Source organism: Nonomuraea ceibae, from assembly GCF_019396325.1.
GTDB lineage: Bacteria > Actinomycetota > Actinomycetes > Streptosporangiales > Streptosporangiaceae > Nonomuraea > Nonomuraea ceibae.
The window spans coordinates 16,904-36,914 of record NZ_JAHKRO010000058.1 but is presented as its reverse complement, the minus strand read 5'-3'; the positions used below and the strand labels follow the sequence as shown (position 1 = coordinate 36,914).

Here is a 20,011-nt window from a genome sequence, read left to right as displayed (position 1 = left end):
GAACGTTTCGCGTCCGTCACCGAAGCCGCGCGACGGACCGGGATCAGCGAGGCCGCAGATCCCGGTTCCCACACCGCTCACCTGGACGTACGCACCGCCCAGTTCAACCACGCCGCCGCGTATATGGTCACCGGGCCGGGCGCTGGCTTGGTGTCCCTGATCATCTGGTGGACTGTCCCGATCATGGCGGTTCGGTCCTCGGCGAACGGCGCGAGCCCCAGCCATCCCGCCACGATCTGCCGGTATCCGGTCGTCACCCCGGAGCCGTCCACCCAGGTGCTGGTCACCGGCCTGCCGTCCTGCGTCTTGAACACCTTGCGCGTCAGCGTGTTCGCCAGCATGCGCAGGTCGGGCGTGCTGAACAGCACCCCCGCCTGGTGCGCCGTCACCGCCATGGTCACCTCGATGTGCCCGTGGGAGATGTCCTCGCCCCGCGTCCCGGCACCGATGGCCGGCATGTTCTCCGAGATTCCGCTCTCTCGGGTCCACCCGCGGTAGCAGTCGCCGCCGGTCCAGTAGTAGGTCCATGATCCGGTGCCATCCGGCAGCCGCCGGATGTCGTCGCGGAAGTTGCGCACCAGTGCCTCCGCCCGCACCCGCGGATGCGGATCACGCCCGGCCATGGCAAGCTCCAGCCATCCGCGCGCCATGCTGGTGGAGTAGTTGTGCGGCAGGTCAGAGCCGTCGAGGTTGACCGGGTCGCCCTTGTGGTAGCCGTACAGCGCGCCAGCGGTGGAGGTGGTGCGGATTTCGTCGTCGTGGATGTGCAGGGCCGTGCTTGCGGCCTCGTAGTAGTCGGCCGCCCGCGCCCGCAGAGTCCGGCTGCGGCGCAGCTGCGGGGAACGCGCGACCAGCCGGGCGTACTTCGCGATGGGATAGGTGATCTGCCCGGTGTGGACCGAGGAGTGGAAGTACGGTGCGGCCATGGTGGCGGCCAGCGGTGCCGGGTTCGGCCCCGGGCCCGGCTGTGGCCGCAGATCCTTGGCGGTAAGCCCCACGTCGCTGACGCTGAACTCGTCCCACAGCCTGCGGATCACGTAGTCGGGACTGGACGGGTCCATCGACAGGTTGTCGTGCGTCTCCTCGCACGGGTCGCCCGGCTTGTTGAAGCTGGGCAGCGGGTGCTTGGCGTACAGTTTGAACGTTCCGGGGGCGGTGCCCTCGCCGACCGTGACCTGGATGAGCGTGGAGTAGGCGCGCGGCGAGCGCAGCCGCAGGATCCGGTCGCCAGAGGCGTCGGTGAGGAAGAGCTCGCCGCACGAATACGGATGGCCGAGGCGCCAGCCCGGCAGCGAGCGGTCCTTCCAGTCGGTGACGCCTCGCAGGTGATCGCGATTGGCGAGCACGCTGTCGATGTGGTCGGCCGCCTTGTCCAGGTAGTGGGTGTCGCCGTGCGCCTCGTACATCAGCAGATAGGCCTGCAGGATGTAGGACTCGCCCCAGCCGAGCTGGCCGAAGCTCTCGTTGGTCTCGTTCTTGAGCCCGTCACCGCCGTTGAAGCCTAGATCGAGGGCGTCGAACGCTGCCCGGGTCGTGTAGTCGGCGGTGTCGGCTCGCGCCGGGGCCGCGCCGAGCAGGGGTAATCCGGCCAGCCCGGCTCCGGTCAGTACGGCTCCGCGCAGCACCTGCCGCCTGCCGAAGATCTTGTTCGTCACGTGGTCCTCCTTGGTGTGTGGGACGGGTTCACGGTCCGGGTTCACAGCGCCTCCAGCAGTGCCCGCAGGCGATGGAGGGGCTCGGCCGACTTGACGGCGGCCACGTGGTCGGCCGCTGCGGGCACGTAACAGGTGCGCAGCTCGCGCGCGAACTCCGCCCGCCAGGCCAGCCACTCCGCCACCAGCGCCGAGCAGCGGCCGGCCACCTCGGCACGCGCCCAGGCGAGCGCGGGGGAGTGCGCGTCGGGCTTCGGTCCGGTCGCGTGGACGTGGAAGGCCGCGGCGCGGGCGGCCTCGGTGGTGCGGACCTCGATGCTCGCGTACCTGGCCAGCAGCACCCACAGGGCACCGTCCGGCCGTCTTTGGAACGCGCGCTCGGCCGCCGTCCAGTGGTGCGGCTCGTCGCCGTCGAGCAGGCCGAGCAGGCGCGGCAGCCCGTCGAGCGCGGCGTCGAGGTCGCTGTCGCTGAGGTCGCAGTTCCAGTACAGCAGCCCGGACGCCGCGAAGCCTGGCTCGGCTGTGGCGAGTGGTTCGCAGGGGGCGGTGACGGCGGTGTAGGCCGACCAGGCGGTGGTGACCACGCCCAGCGCGCCGGCCGCGCGTGCCTGCCGCGCCCACTGTGTGATGTTGCCGATACGGCGGCGCCACCGCGGCGCGCTGACATCCTCGCCATCGGCGCCCCTCGCGGCGGCTGCCCCGAGCACCGGCACGCCGAACGCGGTGAGCCCGCGCAGCCAGGCCAGCGAGCGCGAGCCGTGGTCGTACTTGACCGCGCGCAAGACTTGCTGCTCGTGCTCCGGCAGCGTTTCGAGGTCGTGCAGCACGCCGTTGCCGGGGAACCCGGGGCACGCATCCGGGTCGGCCTCCAGCGCCGCGGGGGCGACCATGCTGGGCGGCGTGCCCCACCTGACGTGTCCGGTGCGCTCGGTGTGCTCCCAGTATTCCCATGGCATCACGACGGTCTCGGCCGGGAGGAGGTCGACGACGGACAGGTCGCGTTGTCCGTGCAGGACGTCGTCCCACACCACGGGGGTACGGCCGGCGTCGATGACGAGTCTGGCCACCCGGGCCACGTAGTCCGCCCACAGCCGGGCCTTGCCGTCGTGCCCGGCCGTGCTGTACTGCTCCGCCGCGGAACGGCAGCGGCGACAGCGGCCGAGCGACCACGGCTCGTCACCGCCGATGTGCACGAGCCGTGACTCCGGGTGCGCGGCGATCACCTCCGCCACCTGCGCGGCGACGACCTCCAGCGATCCGGGCAGCGACGGGCACAGGTCGCTGTGCCGGTCGTCCTCGGCCAGTGTCTGGTAGCGCTCGCGGGCGAGGAGGTGCTCGTTGTGGCCCAGGCACTGCACGAGCGGGATCACCTCGACGTCGTGCTCGCGCGCGGCGCCGAGCAGGTCGCGCAACTGGGCGTGGCTGAGCGCGTCGGGACAGGCCAGGCCAAGGCGGGCGCTGTAGGGGAACTTGTCCTCGTACTCCACCAGCACGGCGTTGACGCGGCACCGCGAGAGATCTGCCAGCAGCCCGATCAGGTAGCCGGGCGCGGGCATCGGGCCCTTGAGGTCGAGGTGGACAGCTCGCACGGCGAGGTCCGCGAAGTCGACGACACGCCCGCAGCCAAGGCCCCGCTCGGCGAGCAGGGTCGCGGCGTACCCGAGGGCGCGGGGGTCGGTGGCTGCCAACTCGATCCGATCCGGCGCGATCCGGATCGCGAAGCCGTCAGGGCGGTCGGGTGCGTCGAGGCGGCCGGGCTCGGGACCGGCGGCGACCACGATCCGTGGCTCCTGCCCCGCTTGGCGGAGTGGGAGCCCGGTGAGCTGGGCCACGACGCGTCCCGCGCGTTCAGCGCCCAGCGGGCAGTGAACGGCGGCACCCGGCGGCGGCTCGAAGGCGCCGGCCTCGGGGTAGGAGGCACGCGGCGAGGGAACGGGAAAACGTAGGAGGGTCATGGGGATCCTTCGTGATCGTCTGCGGTGCGTGCGCTCGCGGCTCGATCTGCTCCGATCCGCATCAGCCTTTGATCGCGCCCTTCATGCCCTCGACGAAGTGGCGCTGCATGGCGATGAAGAAGATCACTACCGGCAGCGCGGCCATCACCGTGCCGGCCGCCATGCTGCGCTGGTCGTCGCCGAATGTGCCTGCTAGGTAGGCCAGGCCGAGTGCGAGCGGGTACTTGTCCTCGCTCGACAGCACCACCAGTGGCCAGATGAAGTTGTTCCACACGTTGATGAAGCCGAAGATCGCCAGAGTGGCCAGCGTGGGGCGGACCTGTGGCAGCGCGACGCGCCAGAAGGTCTGCCAGTGGCCGGCTCCGTCGATCCTGGCCGCGTCGAACAGCTCTCGCGGCACCTGCTCGAACGCCTGGCGGGCCAGAAAGATCCCGAACGCCGACATCAGACCGGGCAGCACGACACCGGCGAAGGTGTCGACCATGCCGAGCTGCGAGACCACGAGGAAGCGAGGGACCAGCATGACCTCGCCGGGCAGGAACATCGTGGAGACGATCAGGTAGAAGACGAACTGGCGGCCGCGGAAGTCGTAGCGGGCCAGCGCGTATCCGGCGAAGGCCGAGATCAGCAGGTAGGCGGGGAGGGTGAGAAGTTCGAGCAGGATCGAGTTCCACAGGTAGACCGGAAAGTCGATCTTCGTCCAGGCCTCGGCGACCCAGTCGAGCACCGGGGGCAGCGGAAGGAACTGCGGCGGGAACTCGTGCAACGGCTGGGTGGCAGGCTTAAGGCTGGAGGACAACAGGATGAGGAAGGGCAGCACGAAGAGCGCCGCGATGAGCGACAGCGCCGCGTACAGGCCGATCCGGCGGGCGAGTCGCATCACGCGCTCACCATCCTTCCCCTGGTTGTGCGGTAGCTGACCACGGAGAACACCACGAGGATCACCCACAGGACGATGCCCATGGCGTTGGCGTAGCCGACGTCGAACCGGCGGAAGGCTGAGTCGTAGATGTAGTAGCCGAGCGTCATCGTGGTGTCCTGCGGCCCGCCCTGGGTCATGACGAACACCGAGGTGAAGACCTGCATTGCGTCCATGGAGCCGAGCACGAGCACCACGGCGACATACGGCCGCAGCAGCGGGGTGGTGATCCGTGACAGCCGCTGCCAGGCGCCCGCACCGTCGACCTCGGCAGCCTCGTGCAGTTCGCGCGGGATCGACTGCAGCCCGGCCAGGTAGATCATCATGTAGTACCCCATCGACTTCCAGCTCTCCACGAGCACCAGCGCGGGCAGCGCCCAGCCCGGTTCGAGGAGGTACTGCACCGGCTCGTCGAGCAGGCCCAGCGAGGTGAGCACCCAGTTGAGCGCGCCGCGCTGGTGGAAGACGTAGTTCCAGGCGATCGCCACGACGACCATCGAGGTGACCACCGGCAGGTAGTACATGACGCGGAAGGCCTTGATCCCGCGTAACGGCATGTTCACCAGGACAGCCAGGAGCAGCGGGACGAACACCAGCACAGGCAGCATCAGCAGCAGGAACAGCCCTGAGTTGGCCAGCGCCGTCCAGAAGCGGGGGTCGTCGGCCATGCGCCCGAAGTTGGCCAGGCCCACCCATTCCGGGGTGCTGACCACGTCGTAGGAGAAGAATGCCAGCTGCACGGCGGTGACCGCGGGCCAGAGGAAGAACACCGCGAGCAGCACCAGCGCGGGGGCGAGGAACAGGATCGGGACGCCCAGCGGGCGGCGGGCGCGCCGGGCTCCGGAGGGGCCCAGGGCGCCGTCCGGCGCCGTGTGTCGTGGCAGGTCCGTCGTGACCATGCACCACACCCTTCTGTTGTCGGGGCTCGGGATCGACCGCCGGCGACTCTTGACACCCACACCGGTCGCTATAACCTTGGTCCGGAACAACATTTAAGGACCGTAGAAATTAAGGCGAAGCTAACCCCCCAGTCAGCAGGGTGTCAACCACCCCACCGATCCCTCGGAGGCCATCGGTGTCCGTGCGCACACGCACCGGAACTCGCACACACAGAACCCTCGGAGTCCTCACCGCCTGCACGGCGATCGCCCTAGGGATGACGGCCTGCGTCGCCGGAACCTCGAGCGGCCACTCGGCGGCGAGCGGCGGCAGCGATCAGGTCAACCTGACGTTCTGGACCATCAACCTGAAGAAGAACTTCGGCGGCTACGTCCAGGGCCTGATCAACGGCTACCGCAAGGCCCACCCCGACGTCACCCTCACCTGGGTCGACGTGCCCGGCAACGACGTGGTGCCCAAGCTGCTCGCGGCGGTCGCCAGCGGCGAGGTGCCCGACGTGGTCAACTTGACCAACCTCAACCTCGAACAGTTCGTGCCCGCGCTGGCCGACCTGGGCCCCCACCTCACGCCCGAACAGCGCAAGAGCTACCAGCCCACGCTGCTCGCGCCACTGGAGCGCGACGGCAAGCTCGTCGGCCTGCCCTGGTACAACGGCGGCTCCCCGGTGTCGATCATCAACACCGAGCTCGTCAAGAAGGCCGGCCTCGACCCCGCTGACCCGCCGGAGACCTTCACCGAGGCCATGGAGTGGGGCGAGCGCGTGCACACCGCCGACTCCACCGTCTACGGCATGAACGGCATCCCCAACGACATCATCCTGGAGATGGAAGGGGTACGGCTGCTGGCGCCCGACAAGAAGAAAGCGGCCTTCAACACCCCCGCGGCGCGAGCCGTGCTCGAGCAGTGGGCCAAGGGCATGAAGGACGGCGCGATCGCCCCAGGCGCCACCGTCAAGGACGAACGCCAGTATCCCCAGACGCTCACCAACCAGCAGGTCGCCTTCGCGGCCCTGAGCTTCCCCGCCGTGCTGGTCGGAATGGAGAAGAACAACCCCGACGTCTTCGCCAAGATGGCCATCGGGCCCGGCGCACTCGGCAAGGCCGGCAGCTACGTGGTGCCCGACCAGCAGACCTTCGTCGTGCCGGCCAGGAGCAAGAACGTCAAGGCCGCCGCCGACTTCGCGCTTTACCTCACCAACGCCGAGAACCAGACCGCCTTCTGCAAGCTCGCGCCGATCTACCCCTCGACGGTCGAGTCGCTGAAGGATCCGCTGTTCAGCCGGCCCGAGACCGACAGCATCATCGACGAGGCCCGGACGCAGATCGCCAAGCAACTGCCCAGGACCACCCTGTCGTCGATGGGCACCGGCAAGGACGAGGAACTGCGCGAACGGCTGCGCGAGCAGGTGCGTGCCTTCATGTCCGGGAGCAAGTCGGCCGAGCAGGCGCTCGCCGATGCCGAGCGCGAGTGGAACGAGCTGCTCGCCGCCACTGATTAGGGAGTCGATCGATCATGAACGTTGTGCGGGTCGGCATCGTCGGCGCGGGCATCATGGGCCGCGCGCACGCCGAGGCCGTGGCCGACCATCATGCGGCGGTGCTCACGGCCGTGTCGAGCCGGACGGAGGCCGGTGCGCGGGCGCTCGCTGAGCAGGCGGGAGCCCGGGTGCACCCGCACCACGAGGCGCTCGTGCGCGACCCCGACGTCGACCTGGTGGTGGTCGCCACGCCCGACCACCACCACGCCGACGTGGTGGTGGCCGCCGCGCAGGCGGGCAAGCACGTGCTGGTGGAAAAGCCGTTCACCACATCGCTCGCCGACGCGCGGCGTGCGCTCGCGGCCGTACGGCAGGCCGGGGCCAAGGGCATGACGCTGTTCAACCACCGCTGGGTCCCGGCCTACGCCCAGGCCAAGAGCCGGATCGAGGCGGGTGACCTCGGCGCCCCGGCCATGGGCTACGCACGCAAGAACGACACCGTCCATGTGCCGACAGAGATGCTGCCGTGGGCGGCGGGCACCACCCCGGCCTGGTTTCTGTCCAGCCACGACATCGACCTCATGTGCTGGCTGTTCGACGACACCGTCGTCGAGGTCTACGCCAACGCGGTCTGGGGAGTGCTGCGGGGCAGGGGCATCGACACCCCCGACGCCATCCAGGCGCAGGCACGATTCGCACGGGGAGGTGTCGCCACCTTCGAAGCCTGCTGGACCTACCCCGACACCTTCCCCACCATGACCGACTCCTTCGTGGAGGTGATCGGCACCGACGGGGTGATCCACCTCGACCGCAAGCGCGAGCAGATCGAGATCGCCACGCAGAAGGACTTCACCTACCCGCGCAACCTGCTGCTGCGCACCGTGCACGGCCGCGCGGCGGGCGCGGCGCGCGACGCCGTCTGGCACATGATCGACTGCGTGATGCTCGACCGGGAACCGCTGATCACGCTGGAGAGCTCGCTGCACGTCACCGCTGTGCTGCAAGCGATTCACGCCTCGATCGGCAGCGGCCGGCCGGAGCCGGTGGCCTCGTGAACGCCTACGTCGAGAACCCGCCGCACGTCGACGAGCGCCGCATGCGGCACATCGCCGACGCGGACCTGCTGGCGGCCTTCGGGGACGCGAGCATCGCCGAGCTGCGCGAACGGCTGACCAAGCGCGGCGTCGCCCCCGCGACGGACGCGCTGCGCTGGGCCGGCCGCGCCGGCCCGCAGACCAGGCAGGCGACTCTCGCGCGAGCCGACACGCTGGTGGGCGCGCCGGTCGACTTCCTGGACCCCGCGCACGGCCGGTCTGGTCTCTACGGCTTCCACTACCTCCACTGGGCACAACCCCTCACCCGCGCCTACGCCCTGAACGGCGACGAACGCTACCTCGCCACGTTCGCCTCCGTCGTGGACGCCTGGTATGCCTCCCGCGACGAGGTCAAGGGCGAATGGCCCGGGCTGGAGGTCGTCTGGTACACGCTCGGCGTCGCCGGACGGGCGCAGGTCTTCATGGAGGCACTGCACGTCTTCGGCGCCGCCATGCCGGAGGCGAGCTGGGCCCGCATGCTCAAGACCGTGTTGGGCGGTTCGCGCTGGCTGGCCGAGGAGCACACCGCGTTCCGCCACGGCAACTGGCAGCTCGCCGGCTGCTCGGTGCTGGCCCAGGTCGCGGCGTTCCTGCCCGAGGCGGCCGAGTCGGCCGGATGGGCGCGGCTGGCCCACCGGCGGCTCCTCGAACACCTGGAGCTGGACGTGTACGCCGACGGCGGTCACTACGAACGCGCGCCGTCCTACCACACGATGTGCCTGGGCGCGCTGCAGTTCGCGGCGATCGCGGGCGAGCAGCGGCTCGGCTGGGACCTGGCCGCGCATCCCCGGTTCGCCGCGATGCACGACTGGCTGCTGTCGATGACCTCGCCGGCCGGCTGGGTGCCGCCGTTCAACGACTCGCACCTGGTCCACAGCGCCGAGCTGCTGCTGCGCGGCCACTACCTGCTGGGCAGTCCCCACTACAAGGACGCGGCGCTGCGGCGGCTGCCGTCCGCGCGGATCGCGGACGTGCTGGCGTGGCTGCCACCCCGGCCAGGACGAGGCGACCCGCTCGAGGAGTTCGAGGCTGCTCCGAGCGCGGCCCTTCCGCAGCGGTCGGCCTGGCTGGCGCACAGCAAGTTCGCCGTGCAACGCGCGGCTCGCGACGACCTGTTCGCCGTGGTGAACTGCGGGCCGCTGATCGAGCACGAGCTGGAGACCCACAGCCACCGTGCGGTGCTCGACTTTGTGCTGGCGGGCTTCGGACAGCCGCTGGCGTGGGAGGCGGGCGGCCCCGGCTCCTACGACGACCCGGCCTACCAGAGCTGGTACCGGGCAGGGCGGGCACACAACGCGGTGCTGCCGCCGGGCAGCGAACTGGCTGACGAGCACGACGCCACCATCGAGCACGTCCTGCACACGCCGGTCGCCGACGTGCTGGTCGCGGTGCACCAGGGGCTGGGCGTACGGCACCGCCGCCGGATCGTGCTGGTTCATCCCGACACCCGGACCCCGGGCTTCTGGATCATCACCGACGAGGTGCCGCAGCCGTTCGACTGGACGCTCAACGGCCTGTCGCCCTGGCGCAAGACGCCAGGCGGCTTCCAATCCTCCGGTTCGCCCGGCCTGCTCGTGCTCTGCCTCGCGACACCCGCCGAGGCTGGCTTCACCGATGGGCCGACCACGCGGCCGACCGAGAGCGGCGCCGAGGCCGGCACCCTGCACGGGCTCAGGCTCCTCTATCCAGCCGGCACTGTCGCCCACGTTCTCGTGCCCTACGCGGCCGACCCGCCGGACCTTGCCGCCGGCCCTGGGGCGGCCAGCGGGTCCGCAGAAGCAAACCCTGCCCTCAGCGTCCATTTCGGCCGCTCCACGGTCACTCTGCGCGACGGCTTCCTGGCGCGCACCCACGACTCCACCCTCGCCTCGGCCGTGTTGTGGAGCGGCACCCGTATCGAGCACAGCGGGCGCGATGTGCTCGCCGCCGACGGCGGCTCGCTCCGCCGAGCCGTACTGACCAGCGCCGGCAGCCGGACCAGCGCGGAGCTGACATGCGATGGCCGCACCCGGGTACGCCTGGCGGCCCAGCCGGGCTCGACAGTCCGGCTGAACCACGTCGTACTGCCTTTGACCACTGGTGACGGCTGGGCGCACGTGGTGCTGCCCGCCGCCGGCACCTGGACGGTCGACATCGAGCCCGCAGGCATCGGGTCGCCCGACAGCGAAAGGAAGAACTGAATGCCCACCAGCAACCCCGTCCGGGTCAAGCCGTGGCCATCGTGGCCGCTGCACGACACGGCAGAGGCCGAGGCGCTGCGCCAGGTCGTCGAGTCCGGCGAGTGGAACGGGGTCGACGCGTCGGCGGTGCTCGCCTTCGAGCGAGCCTACGCCGGATTCCTCGATGCCGAGCACGTCATCACCTGCACCAACGGCACGGTGAGCCTGGAGATCGCCATGACGGCGATGGGCATCGGCAGCGGTGACGAGGTGATCGTGCCGCCCTACACGTTCCTGGCCACCGCCTCGGCCGTTCTGAAGGTCAACGCGCTACCGGTGTTCGCCGACATCGACCCCGGCACCTACAACCTCGACCCGGACGCGGTGGTCGCCGCCATCGGCCCGCGGACCAGCGCGGTGATCGCCGTCCATTTCGCCGGCCAGCCCGCCGACCTCGACCGCCTGCGCGACATCTGCGCGCGCCAGGGCCTCGCGCTCATCGAGGACAGCGCACACGCGCACGGCGCCGCCTGGAACGGGCAGCTCGTCGGCACCTTCGGCCAGTTCGGCTCCTGGTCGTTCCAAGGGTCCAAGAACCTCACCGGCGGCGAGGGCGGCGCTCTGAGCACCGACGACGCGCTCCTGGCCGCGACCGCGCGCGAGCTGCGCAACTGCGGCCGCCGTCCGGGATTCGACTGGTATGACCATTTCTCCCTCGGCGGCAACTGGCGGCTCACCGCCTTCCAAGCGGCGGTGCTGTCGGCGGGGCTCGCCCGCCTGCCCGAGCAGCTCGCCCGCCGCGAGGCGTGCGCCGAGGTGCTGGACCGGGAGCTGGCCGCCCTGCCGGGCATCGCACCGCTGGCCCGCGACGCCCGCACGACCGTGCACGCCCACCACCTGTACGCCTTCAGATACCGGCCCGAAGAGTCCGGCGGCCCGCCGCTGGAGGAGTTCTGCACGGCGCTGCAACGGCTCGGCGTCCCCGCCACGCCTGGCTACCCCCGCCCCCTGCCGCGCCAGCCGCTGTTCGCCGAGCGCAATTTCGATGTGAAAGCCACCGCCTGGCGGCCTGAGCACCAGCCGACCCGCTACGACGAGCTCAACCTGCCGGTGTGCGAACGAGCGTGCGCGGAGACGGTGTGGCTGCCGCACAACCTGCTGCTGGCCGACCCCGAGGAGATGTGGGACGTGGTCAACGCGGTCGCGCTGGCCGGAAATGCGGAGGCGTCCGCATGAGGCGAGCCGACCTGCTGGACGTCAACGCCATGATCGGCCGCCTGCCCGACGACGCCGGCGACGGCAGCGTCGGCGAGCTGCGCCGGACCATGGATCGGCTCGGCATCGGCAGCGCGCTGGTCACGCATTCCGCGGCGTGGCGGCACGACCCGCCGCAGGGCAACCGGCTGCTGCTGGAGGAGGTCGACGACGACGAGCGGCTCCTGCCGTGCTGGGTGGGCCTGCCCGACACCTGCGGCGAGATGGGGCCCGGCTTCGTGGCCGACGCGGTCGCGAGCGGAGTGCGGGCGATCCGCCTCTACCCGAACGACCACGGATTCCGGCTGGCCGGACCGGACGTGGCGGCGCTGCTGGACGAGATGGCCGAGGCCGGCTTGCCGCTGCTGCTCGACCTGGACCAGGCGTCATGGCCGGAGATCGAGCAGGTGGCCGGTGCGCGGCCCGGTCTGCACATGGTGGTGTGCCGGGCGGGCTACCGGCTGCTGAGAGAGTTGGCCGGGGTGCTCGGCCGCCACTCCAACGTCCACGTCGACCTGTCCTACCTGGGCAGCCACCTCGGCCTAGAGTGGCTGGTCGACCGGTTCGGCACCCGCAGCGTGCTGTTCGGCACCGGGATGCCGGTGCGCGACCCCGCCGACGCCGTCACCCGGCTGCTCTGGTCGGAACTCGACGACGACATCGTGCGCGCTGTCGGTGCGGAATCGGCGCGCGAGATCCTGCGGGCTGCCGCATGACCGGTGACCCCCTGACCAAGCCCGTGCTGGAGCGCGAGCCGCTGCGCGACGTCGACGTCATTGACGCCCACGCCCACCTCGGTCCCTACAGCCGCTTCTTCACGCCCGATCCCAGCGCCGAGGCGATGGTGCGGGTGATGGACCGCTGCGGCGTGCGGCGTGCCGTGTTCTCCTCGACGTACGGCATCGAACTGGACGCGTCGCGCGGCAACGAGGCGGCAGCTGCGGCGGTGCGCGCCTTTCCCGACCGGCTCAGCGCCTACATCGTGGTCAACCCACACCAGGACCCGGAGACCGAGCTGGCCAGGTGGGCCGGCACGCCCGGCATGATCGGCGTCAAGCTCCACCCCGATCTGCACCGCTACCCGCTCGACGGGCCGCGCTACCGACCGGTCTGGGAGTGGGCGGAGCGCGCCGGCGCACCCGTGCTCACCCACACCTGGAGCTGGTCGCGGGTCGACGACCCCGCGTTGCTCGGCGCCGTATTCGAGCGCCACCCCGACGTGAAAGTGCTGGCCGGGCATGCCGGTGCGGTGGCCGAGGGCTTTTCTCGGGCCATCGAGCTGGCAGCCCGCTTTCCCAACCTCTACCTGGAGATCTGCGGCTCATACTTCACCGGCCGCTGGCTCGTGCGCATGGTCGGCGAGCTCGGAGCGCACCGCGTGATCTACGGCTCCGACTTCCCGTTCATCGATCTTCGCTATTCCATCGGCCGCGTGCTCTTCGCAGAGCTGCCTCTGGCCGATCGGCGCACCGTACTCGGCGGCGCCTACCAATCCCTGTTGAAGGAGCAGTTGTGAGGCTTTGCCGCATCGACGCGCCCGGCGGCGCGCGCCTGGCCATCGGATGCCCCGAGGGCAACGGCTTCCGGGTGGTGCCGATCGACCTGGTCGATCCGTCCGCGCCGCACGACCCGCTCGATGTGCTGGAGCGGCCCGACCGCGCCGAACTGGCCGCAAAGGCCGCCGAGCTGGCCGCCACACGGTCTGCGGAGACCTTCGCCGAGAACGAGGTCGCCTTCGCCCCGCCTGTGCACGGCATGTCGAAGATCGTCTGCCTGGCGCTCAACTATCGGGCACACGCCCAGGAGGGCGGCTTCACTCTGCCGGACCGACCAGTGATCTTCCTCAAGGGCCCGAACACGCTGACCGGGCACGAGGCGGAGATCACCGTACCGCCCGTCACCCACCGGATCGACCATGAGGGGGAACTGGCGGTGGTGGTCGGGCGGCGGATCAGGAACCTGGGCGCGGGGGAGGACTGGCGCGGCGCGGTCGCGGGCTATTCGATCATGAACGACCTGACTGCGCGCGACCTCCAGCTCGCCGATATCGGGGCCAGGCATCCGTGGGACCTCAGCAAGAGCATCGACGGCTACGGCCCGATCGGACCCTGGCTGGTCAGCCCCGACGAGGTGCCCGACCCGCAGGACCTCGACCTGGAGGTGCGCGTCGACGGCGAGATCAGGCAGCGCTCCAGCACCGGCAAGATGATCTTCGGGGTGGGGGAGTTGCTGCGGCGGCTGTCCGCGCTCATGACCCTGGAACGCGGCGACGTGATCGCCACCGGCACGCCTGACGGCATCGGGCCGGTGCCCGACGGCGGCACAGTCGAGGTGCGCATCGGCACTCTCGGCAATCTGCGCAACCGAGTGCGCTTCCAGCGCGAGGAGGGCTGATGCTTGCGCTCCACGGTGGCACACCCGTGGGTACCTTCCGCTGCCTGGCCGACCGAAGCAGCCGGCTGTGCGCACCGCGCTCGACGGCATCCACCTGCGCGCCACCGCCGATGGGATCATCACCCCGCCGGGCAGATCGGCGGTCTCCTGCCGCGGGTCGACCGGGAGTCGTCTGGCCGCGCGTCCGGTCAGATCAGGCGGAAACGCCCGGCGCTGAAGGCGTCCCGGTCTCCGCCGGATACCTCGGCATGCCCGCCTACCGATATCCTGTGACGGCAGAGCCCGATCTCTACGGCGCTTCCGCATTACCGCTCACCGTGCCGCCCGCGCGAGAGGAATGACATTACCCGGTCGGATCATGTCCGAAGGCCGAGCGGCTCATCGAACGTACCTGGCTGGTGGCGGCGTGGAATGAGGCATACACCGATTTCGACGCCGACGCCATCACCGAGGGGTTTGCAAAGGCGCACGCCGAATTCGTGCCGACGTGACGCCAGGGGGCTACACTTGGCGGCCGATCAGAGGGGGGAGGAGCGGAGAATCGTTGGCGACGCTCAGCGAGGAGACCACACCGCGCAGGCCCGTGGTGGGGGTCGTCGCACCCGACGACCTGATCGAGCGTATTCTCCAGGTCGGCGCGGAAATGGCCGCGGCCGGGGTGCTGGATTTCGAGCTGGCCGGCATTTCCTACGCCGACGAGCACGCGATTCCACAGGTGCTCCAAAGAGTCCAGAACGACCTCGACGCCTGCCTTTTCGCCGGCCCCCTGCCCCACGATCTCGCCCAGGAATCCGGCGTTCTCGACCTGCCATCCACGTCGATTCCGCTGTCGGGTTCCGCCCTTTTCGGCACCCTGCTGCGCGCCAAGCTCGAACTCGGTGCCGACGTGGGCCGGGTGAGTATCGACTCAGTGCCCGAGCGAGAGGTGCGTGAGGCCTACGCCGACGTCCGGCTGCCCATCGACGGGGTGCGCGTCTACGAGTATCGCGACCCCGGCTCGCCGGCCGAGTTCCTCGCCTTCCACCGTGAGCAGTTCCGCAGTGGCGCCACCTCGCTGGCGCTGACCAGCGTCCGCACCGTGGCCCAGCGCCTGGCCGCCGAGGGAGTACCGGTCCAGCTGATGCGTCCGACCTCCGCTACGATCCGTCAGGCCGTGCGCACCGCCGCGCTGCTCGGCATCGGCAGCCGGCTGGAGGAGGCGCAGATCGTCGTCGGCATCGTGAAGTTGCCGTCCGGCACCCCGGCCGGGCCCGGCCGCAACGAGCTTCGGCTGGCAGCCCACACAGTGCTGCTTCAGGAGGCCAGGCGGATGGGCGCGACCGTGCTACCCGACGGCGAGCAGGGCTTCTACGTGATCGCGACCTACGGGGCGCTGATGGCGGCCACCACCGACCTCGCCGAACAGCCATTCGTCCGCCGGGTGCGCCAAGAACTCGGACTGGAGATCGAGATCGGCATCGGCCTAGGCAGCACCGCTCAGGAGGCCGAGAGCAACGCGCGCAAGGCGCTGACCCGGCCGGGCGCCTGGCCGCCGCGAAGCGCGCTGCTCCGCTCTGGTCGGCTGGATGCCCGCCAGGTGCAAAGGAAGGACAAGCGGGACAAGGCGCTGGCCACCCTGGCCAAGCTGGCCCGGGCCGCCGACGCAGGGACGGCAGGGCCGCTCGTGGTCGACGCGGGCACCGTCGCTGAGCTGCTCGACATGACGCCACGGGCAGCCCGCCGCGTCCTGCTCAACCTCATCGACCAGGGCCTGGCCTGGCAGCTCCCGCCCGTGCGCTCGACCGGCCCCGGCCGGCCGCGCCAGACCTACCGCCTGCTGGTCGAGCAGCTCCACGCCTGATGATCAGAGGGATTACCTGCGGTCCGAAATAGCCGACGCCGGGTCCGACTGCTCGGTGCTCAGCGAATTGCGCGATCGTGACATCTAGCCTCATCGCGCCCAGCGCATGCACGGCGACGGCATCCACCTCGCGCCTGCTCCAGAGCGCCGGCGAACTTCGCGGGGTCTTTGGAGAAGTAGGAGAAGGCGGGGCCGAACCCGTCGACGAAGACCTCGGCTATGGCCAGCGGTGGTGTCTCCTGGTTCGGTGGCGCGTACTACTTTGATCATCGGTTCTCCTTGGCTTGCCGGGTGATGATGCGTCGATGCCGTCGAGCCGCAGCCCGCCTGACATGGCCTACAGGCGCGGCCGCTGTCCACCTGCCTCTCGGCATTCTTGAGCACTGCCAAACGCGTCTGCGTCGAGGCCGCCGACAGGCCCCGGCGGCGCTCCGGATAGGCAGGTGAGCGACTGTGGCATTTCATGCCGCGCGTAACGCGTGCTTTCAGGCGTCCGGGATCCAGTTGCCGTGGAAGCCGAGCGGTACGCGTGCGGGCAGGTGGACGCGGGCCACGGGCGGTCCGGTGAAGTCCTGCGCGGGCAGGATCAGCAGGTCGGAGGCGCCGCGCTCGGGGTGTTCTGCTGCTGTCCATCGCCGCCACGGGCACCTTCGTCTTCGGCTGCCTGCGCATCGCCACGGTCGCCTCGGCCAGCGCCTTCGGCGCGGCCGCCTCGGCGGGTGTCTTGATGGGCCTGTTGTCGGCGGGCGCCTTCCTGGGCACCTTCGGCTACGGCGCCCGGCCTGGCCAGTGGCCGCAGGTCGCCTGCTCGTCCTCTTCTCCCTGGTCGAGGCCGTCGTCCTCGTCGGCGCGGGCTGGGCGTCGAGGTTCGCGACGCTCGCGATCCTGTGCGGCGCCGTCGAGCTGGCGACCGAGCCAGGCCGCTACCGCACCGAGGTCTTTGCCTGGCTTAGCACCTTCATGTGGGCCGGTTAGGGGCTGGGCGCCGTCGCTTTCGTCACGGCAGCGGGCGCAGCCGTGTCGGGAGTGATCCTGGCGGCCGTGGCCGGTCGGATCGTTCTGCGTCCGGGTGCGTCCGCCGTGACTGATCAGGCGGCGGGCGGCTGAGTCGTGCCCACCTGTCGGCGTTCACGGGGCTGGGCCGGGTCCGTGGGGTGGGCCGTGCGCGCAGCCCACCGTGCGATGCCCCACAGTCTGTCGTCCGCCCGTTCCACGGGCGCGTCGTTCGCCGGAGCCCGTCCTAGGAGGAGTTCGGTGAGCCCGATGACGGCGGCAAGGTGTCTCATCCTTCGACGGTAGGGAGCATCTGGCCCGGAGCTATAGTCCAGTTCCATGGAGAATCAGTGGGCCAGGTGGGGGTTGGATCTCCACCTTCACCTGCGCCGTCATGGAGGGCTGAGGGCCGGGATCGAGCACGCTCTGCGTGACGCCGTACGAAGCGGCCGACTTCCCGCCGGAACACGCCTTCCCTCGTCCCGTGCCCTCGCCGGTGATCTCGGGGTCGCCCGCGGCACCGTCACCCAGGCGCTGGAGCAGCTCGTCGCCGAGGGGTACCTGGAGTCCAGACCGAGGTCGGGCATCCGCGTGGCCCCCCAGCCCGCCGCCCCGCCCGCGAAGATCAAACCGTCGCCGCAACCCACGTTGCCGCCTCTGCGAGGCATCGACCTGCGATCCGGCTTCCCCGACCTGGCGGCATTCCCGCGACGCGCATGGCTGGCGGCCACGCGGCAGGTCATGCAGACGGCCCCCAACGCCGCCCTCGGCTACCGCGACCGGGCGGGTGCCGCCGAACTCCGCCACGCGTTGGTGGAGTACCTCGGCCGGACCCGCGGCGTGGTGACCACTCCAGCTCACATCGTGATCTGCGCCGGTTACGCGCACGCGCTGCGACTGGTGTGCCGACTGCTCCGGCACCGCGCCGCCGCCCCCGGCACGATCGCCTTCGAAGATCCGACCGAGCCAGACTACCCTGCGCTCGTCGCACAACTGGGACACCGGGCGCACCACATTCCCGTCGACGGGGAAGGGATGCTCGTCGAGGCGCTCACGAACGAGGCGGTCGCTGTCGTCACGCCCGCCCATCAGTATCCGCTCGGGATCACGCTGAGCCCCGCCCGGCGGCTGGAGCTCGTGTCCTGGGCCAGGAGAACCGGCGGGTTCATCGTGGAGGACGACTACGACGGCGAGTTCCGCTACGACCGGCAGCCCATCGGCGCGCTGCAGGGCATGGCGCCCGAACGGGTCGTCTACGCGGGAACCACCAGCAAGACCATGGCCCCCGGCCTGCGTCTGGCCTGGCTCGCCCTGCCTGATGATCTGCTCACCATCCTGCACGAGAGCACCCGCTGGGACGAGTCGTACGTCAACGTCATCGATCAGCTCATCCTCGCCCACCTCATCGAGAACGGCGAACTGGACCGCCACGTACGCCGCTGCAGGACCCGCTACCGCCGTCGCCGCGACCTCCTCGGCCAGGCCGTCGCCCGGCACCTGCCGCACGTACGACTGTCGGGCGTCGCCGCCGGGTTGCACGCCGTCCTGCGCTTTCCCCCGGTAGCGGATCAGGAGGGGGCGCTGCTCGCTCATCTCGTCGCACGTGACGTTCACGTGGAGGGTCTCTCGGCCTTCTACCACCGACCGGAGGAGTCCCCGCTGGGCATTCTGATCGGGTACGGGACTCCGGCCGACCATGCCTTCGGCCCCGCGCTCAACGCCCTCATCGAGGCTCTGTGCGACCGCCGGCAGCTCGTCCCGCCGCCCCAGAGAGATCGACTGTAGTCATACTACGAAAACATATTTGTAGCGTGACTACAAATATTCTCGTCCTGGGTGGTTATGGCACGGTCGGCCGTGAAGCCGCGCAGGCGCTCACCTGCCATTCCGGCGCCGATGTGATCGTTGCCGGAGGCAAGCTGGACAAACGCCACCTATCCCCGGAACTGCCGCCAGACGCCTGAACGTCACCCGCCAGTCGAGGCGGCGAAGGAGTTGCTCTCGCGCTGGGAGTTGCTCCAGGTCGTGGGCCCACCATGACTTGTTGTCCGTCGATGAGGATCAGGCCGTCGCCGGAGTGGGAGCGGCCGAGCAGGGCCTGATTGGTCGGGCAGGTGACTGCGGTGCCGTCCGATTCCTTCACCGTCTGGGTGAACCGTCGATGATGATGATGTCGGCCGCGTGGGCAGGGTTGGCCGGCGAGAGTCCGGCGCGGACGGGGCGGATGTGTCGCGTCTCCTGGGGCCGATCTGGTCGTATCCACGACCAGAATTGCAAAATGTGACCAGTCGATTACGTGGCTGGCGGGTGGATCGCGGATAGTGCGTTCGTCGGGTTGGGGTGGGGGGTGGCTGGCGGTTGTCGCCGCGTGGGGTCGGTGGCCTTGCGGCGTTTCCTGCCAGCGGTTGTGTTCCCCGGTGGCGCCGGGGGCGAGGTCGGCGAGCGTGCACGGTGGCATCCTCCTCCTCGCTCGTCGCCGTGACTTCGGCGGGGTCTCGGCGGAGGGCTTTGTGGCGTCGCCGGGGCCGATTGGGGGGCTGTGCGGTGAGCAGGTCGGTGAGCCGATAGGCGGCGTGGCCGTCCAGTGCGCTCTGCCCGCGGTCGTAGCGCTGGGTGGTGACCGAAGAGGCGTGCCCGAGCAGTTCCTGGACGTCCTCGACGGCGACGCCCGCGGCCCGGAGCAGGGTGGCGGCGGTGGCGGCGGTGGCGTGCAGCATGTGCAGGGTCAGCTTCGCCACGTCCAAGCCTGCGGCGCGGGCGGCCCGGCGCAGCACGGCCTGCTGCCGCCACCGGTCGAAGCTGGAAGGCGTCGAGCTGGGTCCAGGTGTTGACGGACGGCGAAGGCGCGGGGATGCCCGATGCTTACGTGCCCGGCTGGCTCGGCACCCGCCGTGACAGGGCGGAACAGCTCGTTCCAGAGCACGCCCGGCTTGCTGAGGGCCGGGTGGCCACGGTGAGCGCCTTGGCGAGCGCGGGCTCGAGCCGGAAGCGGGCAGTGTGGCACCGGACGGAACCTTGCCCGTGCCAGTCCGGCGGGGCGAACCGGCCGGGGCTGGCGCAGCCGCCGTCGATGCCGAGGAGAACCCGGTGCGTTCTGGTCGCCCAGCGGACACCCGACAGGCGATCGCGGAATTCGCTGAGCACCGAGCAGTCGGACCCGGCGTCGGCAATTTCGGACCGCAGGTAATCCCTCTGATCATCAGGCGTGGAGCTGCTCGACCAGCAGGCGGTAGGTCTGGCGCGGCCGGCCGGGGCCGGTCCAGCGCACGGGCGGGAGCTGCCAGGCCAGGCCCTGGTCGATGAGGGTGAGCAGGACGCGGCGGGCTGCCCGTGGCGTCATGTCGAGCAGCTCAGCGACGGTGCCCGACGTCGGC

The 20,011-nt window shown here is 70.3% G+C and carries 17 protein-coding genes and 1 pseudogene; 11 read left to right on the top strand and 7 right to left on the bottom strand.

Going from position 1 to position 20,011, the window contains the following annotated elements:
* Positions 1–77 precede the first annotated feature (77 nt).
* The 4 genes from KME80_RS29680 to KME80_RS29665 form a co-directional block, all read right to left on the bottom strand.
* Positions 78–1,655 carry a hypothetical protein gene (locus tag KME80_RS29680; RefSeq protein ID WP_219509696.1) on the bottom strand — a complete coding sequence of 526 codons (1,578 nt, stop codon included), beginning with the start codon at positions 1,653–1,655 and terminating at the stop codon, positions 78–80.
* A 41-nt stretch (positions 1,656–1,696) separates the two neighbouring features.
* Entirely contained in the window at positions 1,697–3,607 is a 1,911-nt protein-coding gene (locus KME80_RS29675) for a family 20 glycosylhydrolase (RefSeq protein WP_219509695.1), read from the bottom strand.
* A gap of 61 nt (positions 3,608–3,668) precedes the next feature.
* The gene (locus KME80_RS29670) at positions 3,669–4,487 is read right to left on the bottom strand and encodes a carbohydrate ABC transporter permease (protein ID WP_219509718.1); all 819 of its coding nucleotides are present in this window, start codon (positions 4,485–4,487) and stop codon (positions 3,669–3,671) included.
* Complete coding sequence (locus KME80_RS29665; protein WP_219509693.1) at positions 4,487–5,425, bottom strand: carbohydrate ABC transporter permease; 939 nt, start codon at positions 5,423–5,425, stop codon at positions 4,487–4,489. The genes KME80_RS29670 and KME80_RS29665 overlap by 1 nt, the downstream gene beginning before the upstream one ends.
* Positions 5,426–5,682: 257 nt before the next feature.
* Here KME80_RS29665 and KME80_RS29660 point away from each other — a divergent pair, with 257 nt between their 5' ends.
* The 8 genes from KME80_RS29660 (at position 5,683) to KME80_RS29625 (ending at position 15,644) form a co-directional block, all read left to right on the top strand.
* Complete coding sequence (locus KME80_RS29660) at positions 5,683–6,924, top strand: ABC transporter substrate-binding protein (protein WP_219509691.1); 1,242 nt, start codon at positions 5,683–5,685, stop codon at positions 6,922–6,924.
* Between the two features lie 14 nt (positions 6,925–6,938).
* Positions 6,939–7,958, top strand: coding sequence for a Gfo/Idh/MocA family protein (locus KME80_RS29655; RefSeq protein WP_219509689.1), 1,020 nt, complete (start codon positions 6,939–6,941; stop codon positions 7,956–7,958).
* Positions 7,955–10,177 (top strand): heparinase II/III family protein, encoded by a 2,223-nt coding sequence (locus KME80_RS29650; RefSeq protein ID WP_219509688.1) that lies wholly within the window; start codon positions 7,955–7,957, stop codon positions 10,175–10,177. Before KME80_RS29655 ends, KME80_RS29650 begins: the two co-directional genes overlap by 4 nt.
* Positions 10,178–11,392 carry a DegT/DnrJ/EryC1/StrS family aminotransferase gene (locus tag KME80_RS29645; protein WP_219509687.1) on the top strand — a complete coding sequence of 405 codons (1,215 nt, stop codon included), beginning with the start codon at positions 10,178–10,180 and terminating at the stop codon, positions 11,390–11,392. It abuts the gene before it with no gap.
* A complete protein-coding gene (locus KME80_RS29640; protein ID WP_219509686.1) occupies positions 11,389–12,126 on the top strand; it encodes an amidohydrolase family protein in 738 nt (245 codons plus the stop codon). The genes KME80_RS29645 and KME80_RS29640 overlap by 4 nt, the downstream gene beginning before the upstream one ends.
* A 23-nt stretch (positions 12,127–12,149) precedes the next feature.
* Positions 12,150–12,926, top strand: a complete 777-nt coding sequence (locus KME80_RS29635; RefSeq protein WP_219509685.1) for an amidohydrolase family protein — start codon at positions 12,150–12,152, stop codon at positions 12,924–12,926.
* The gene (locus KME80_RS29630; RefSeq protein WP_219509684.1) at positions 12,923–13,804 is read left to right on the top strand and encodes a fumarylacetoacetate hydrolase family protein; all 882 of its coding nucleotides are present in this window, start codon (positions 12,923–12,925) and stop codon (positions 13,802–13,804) included. Before KME80_RS29635 ends, KME80_RS29630 begins: the two co-directional genes overlap by 4 nt.
* 544 nt (positions 13,805–14,348) lie before the next feature.
* Positions 14,349–15,644 (top strand): transcriptional regulator, encoded by a 1,296-nt coding sequence (locus KME80_RS29625; RefSeq protein ID WP_219509683.1) that lies wholly within the window; start codon positions 14,349–14,351, stop codon positions 15,642–15,644.
* A gap of 485 nt (positions 15,645–16,129) precedes the next feature.
* Here the strand turns inward: KME80_RS29625 and KME80_RS29620 are convergent.
* Positions 16,130–16,246 (bottom strand): annotated as a pseudogene (locus KME80_RS29620) (carotenoid oxygenase family protein); the annotation flags it as partial.
* 187 nt (positions 16,247–16,433) lie between these two features.
* On the opposite strand from KME80_RS29620, the gene KME80_RS29615 reads away from it, so the two are divergent.
* The 3 genes from KME80_RS29615 to KME80_RS29605 all read left to right on the top strand — a co-directional run bounded on the left by KME80_RS29615 (position 16,434) and on the right by KME80_RS29605 (position 18,601).
* Positions 16,434–16,619, top strand: coding sequence for a hypothetical protein (locus tag KME80_RS29615; protein ID WP_219509682.1), 186 nt, complete (start codon positions 16,434–16,436; stop codon positions 16,617–16,619).
* 357 nt (positions 16,620–16,976) lie between these two features.
* Positions 16,977–18,422, top strand: coding sequence for a MocR-like pyridoxine biosynthesis transcription factor PdxR (pdxR, locus tag KME80_RS29610; protein ID WP_219509681.1), 1,446 nt, complete (start codon positions 16,977–16,979; stop codon positions 18,420–18,422).
* A gap of 26 nt (positions 18,423–18,448) precedes the next feature.
* Positions 18,449–18,601: a hypothetical protein gene (locus KME80_RS29605; protein ID WP_219509680.1), complete on the top strand. Its 153-nt coding sequence runs from the start codon at positions 18,449–18,451 to the stop codon at positions 18,599–18,601.
* Positions 18,602–18,604: 3 nt separating this feature from the next.
* On the opposite strand, the gene KME80_RS53340 is transcribed toward KME80_RS29605, so the two are convergent.
* Together KME80_RS53340 and KME80_RS29595 are read right to left on the bottom strand one after the other, a co-directional pair.
* A complete protein-coding gene (locus tag KME80_RS53340; RefSeq protein ID WP_372455400.1) occupies positions 18,605–19,837 on the bottom strand; it encodes a tyrosine-type recombinase/integrase in 1,233 nt (410 codons plus the stop codon).
* A complete protein-coding gene (locus KME80_RS29595) occupies positions 19,837–19,977 on the bottom strand; it encodes a hypothetical protein (RefSeq protein ID WP_219509677.1) in 141 nt (46 codons plus the stop codon). Before KME80_RS29595 ends, KME80_RS53340 begins: the two co-directional genes overlap by 1 nt.
* Positions 19,978–20,011 lie beyond the last annotated feature (34 nt).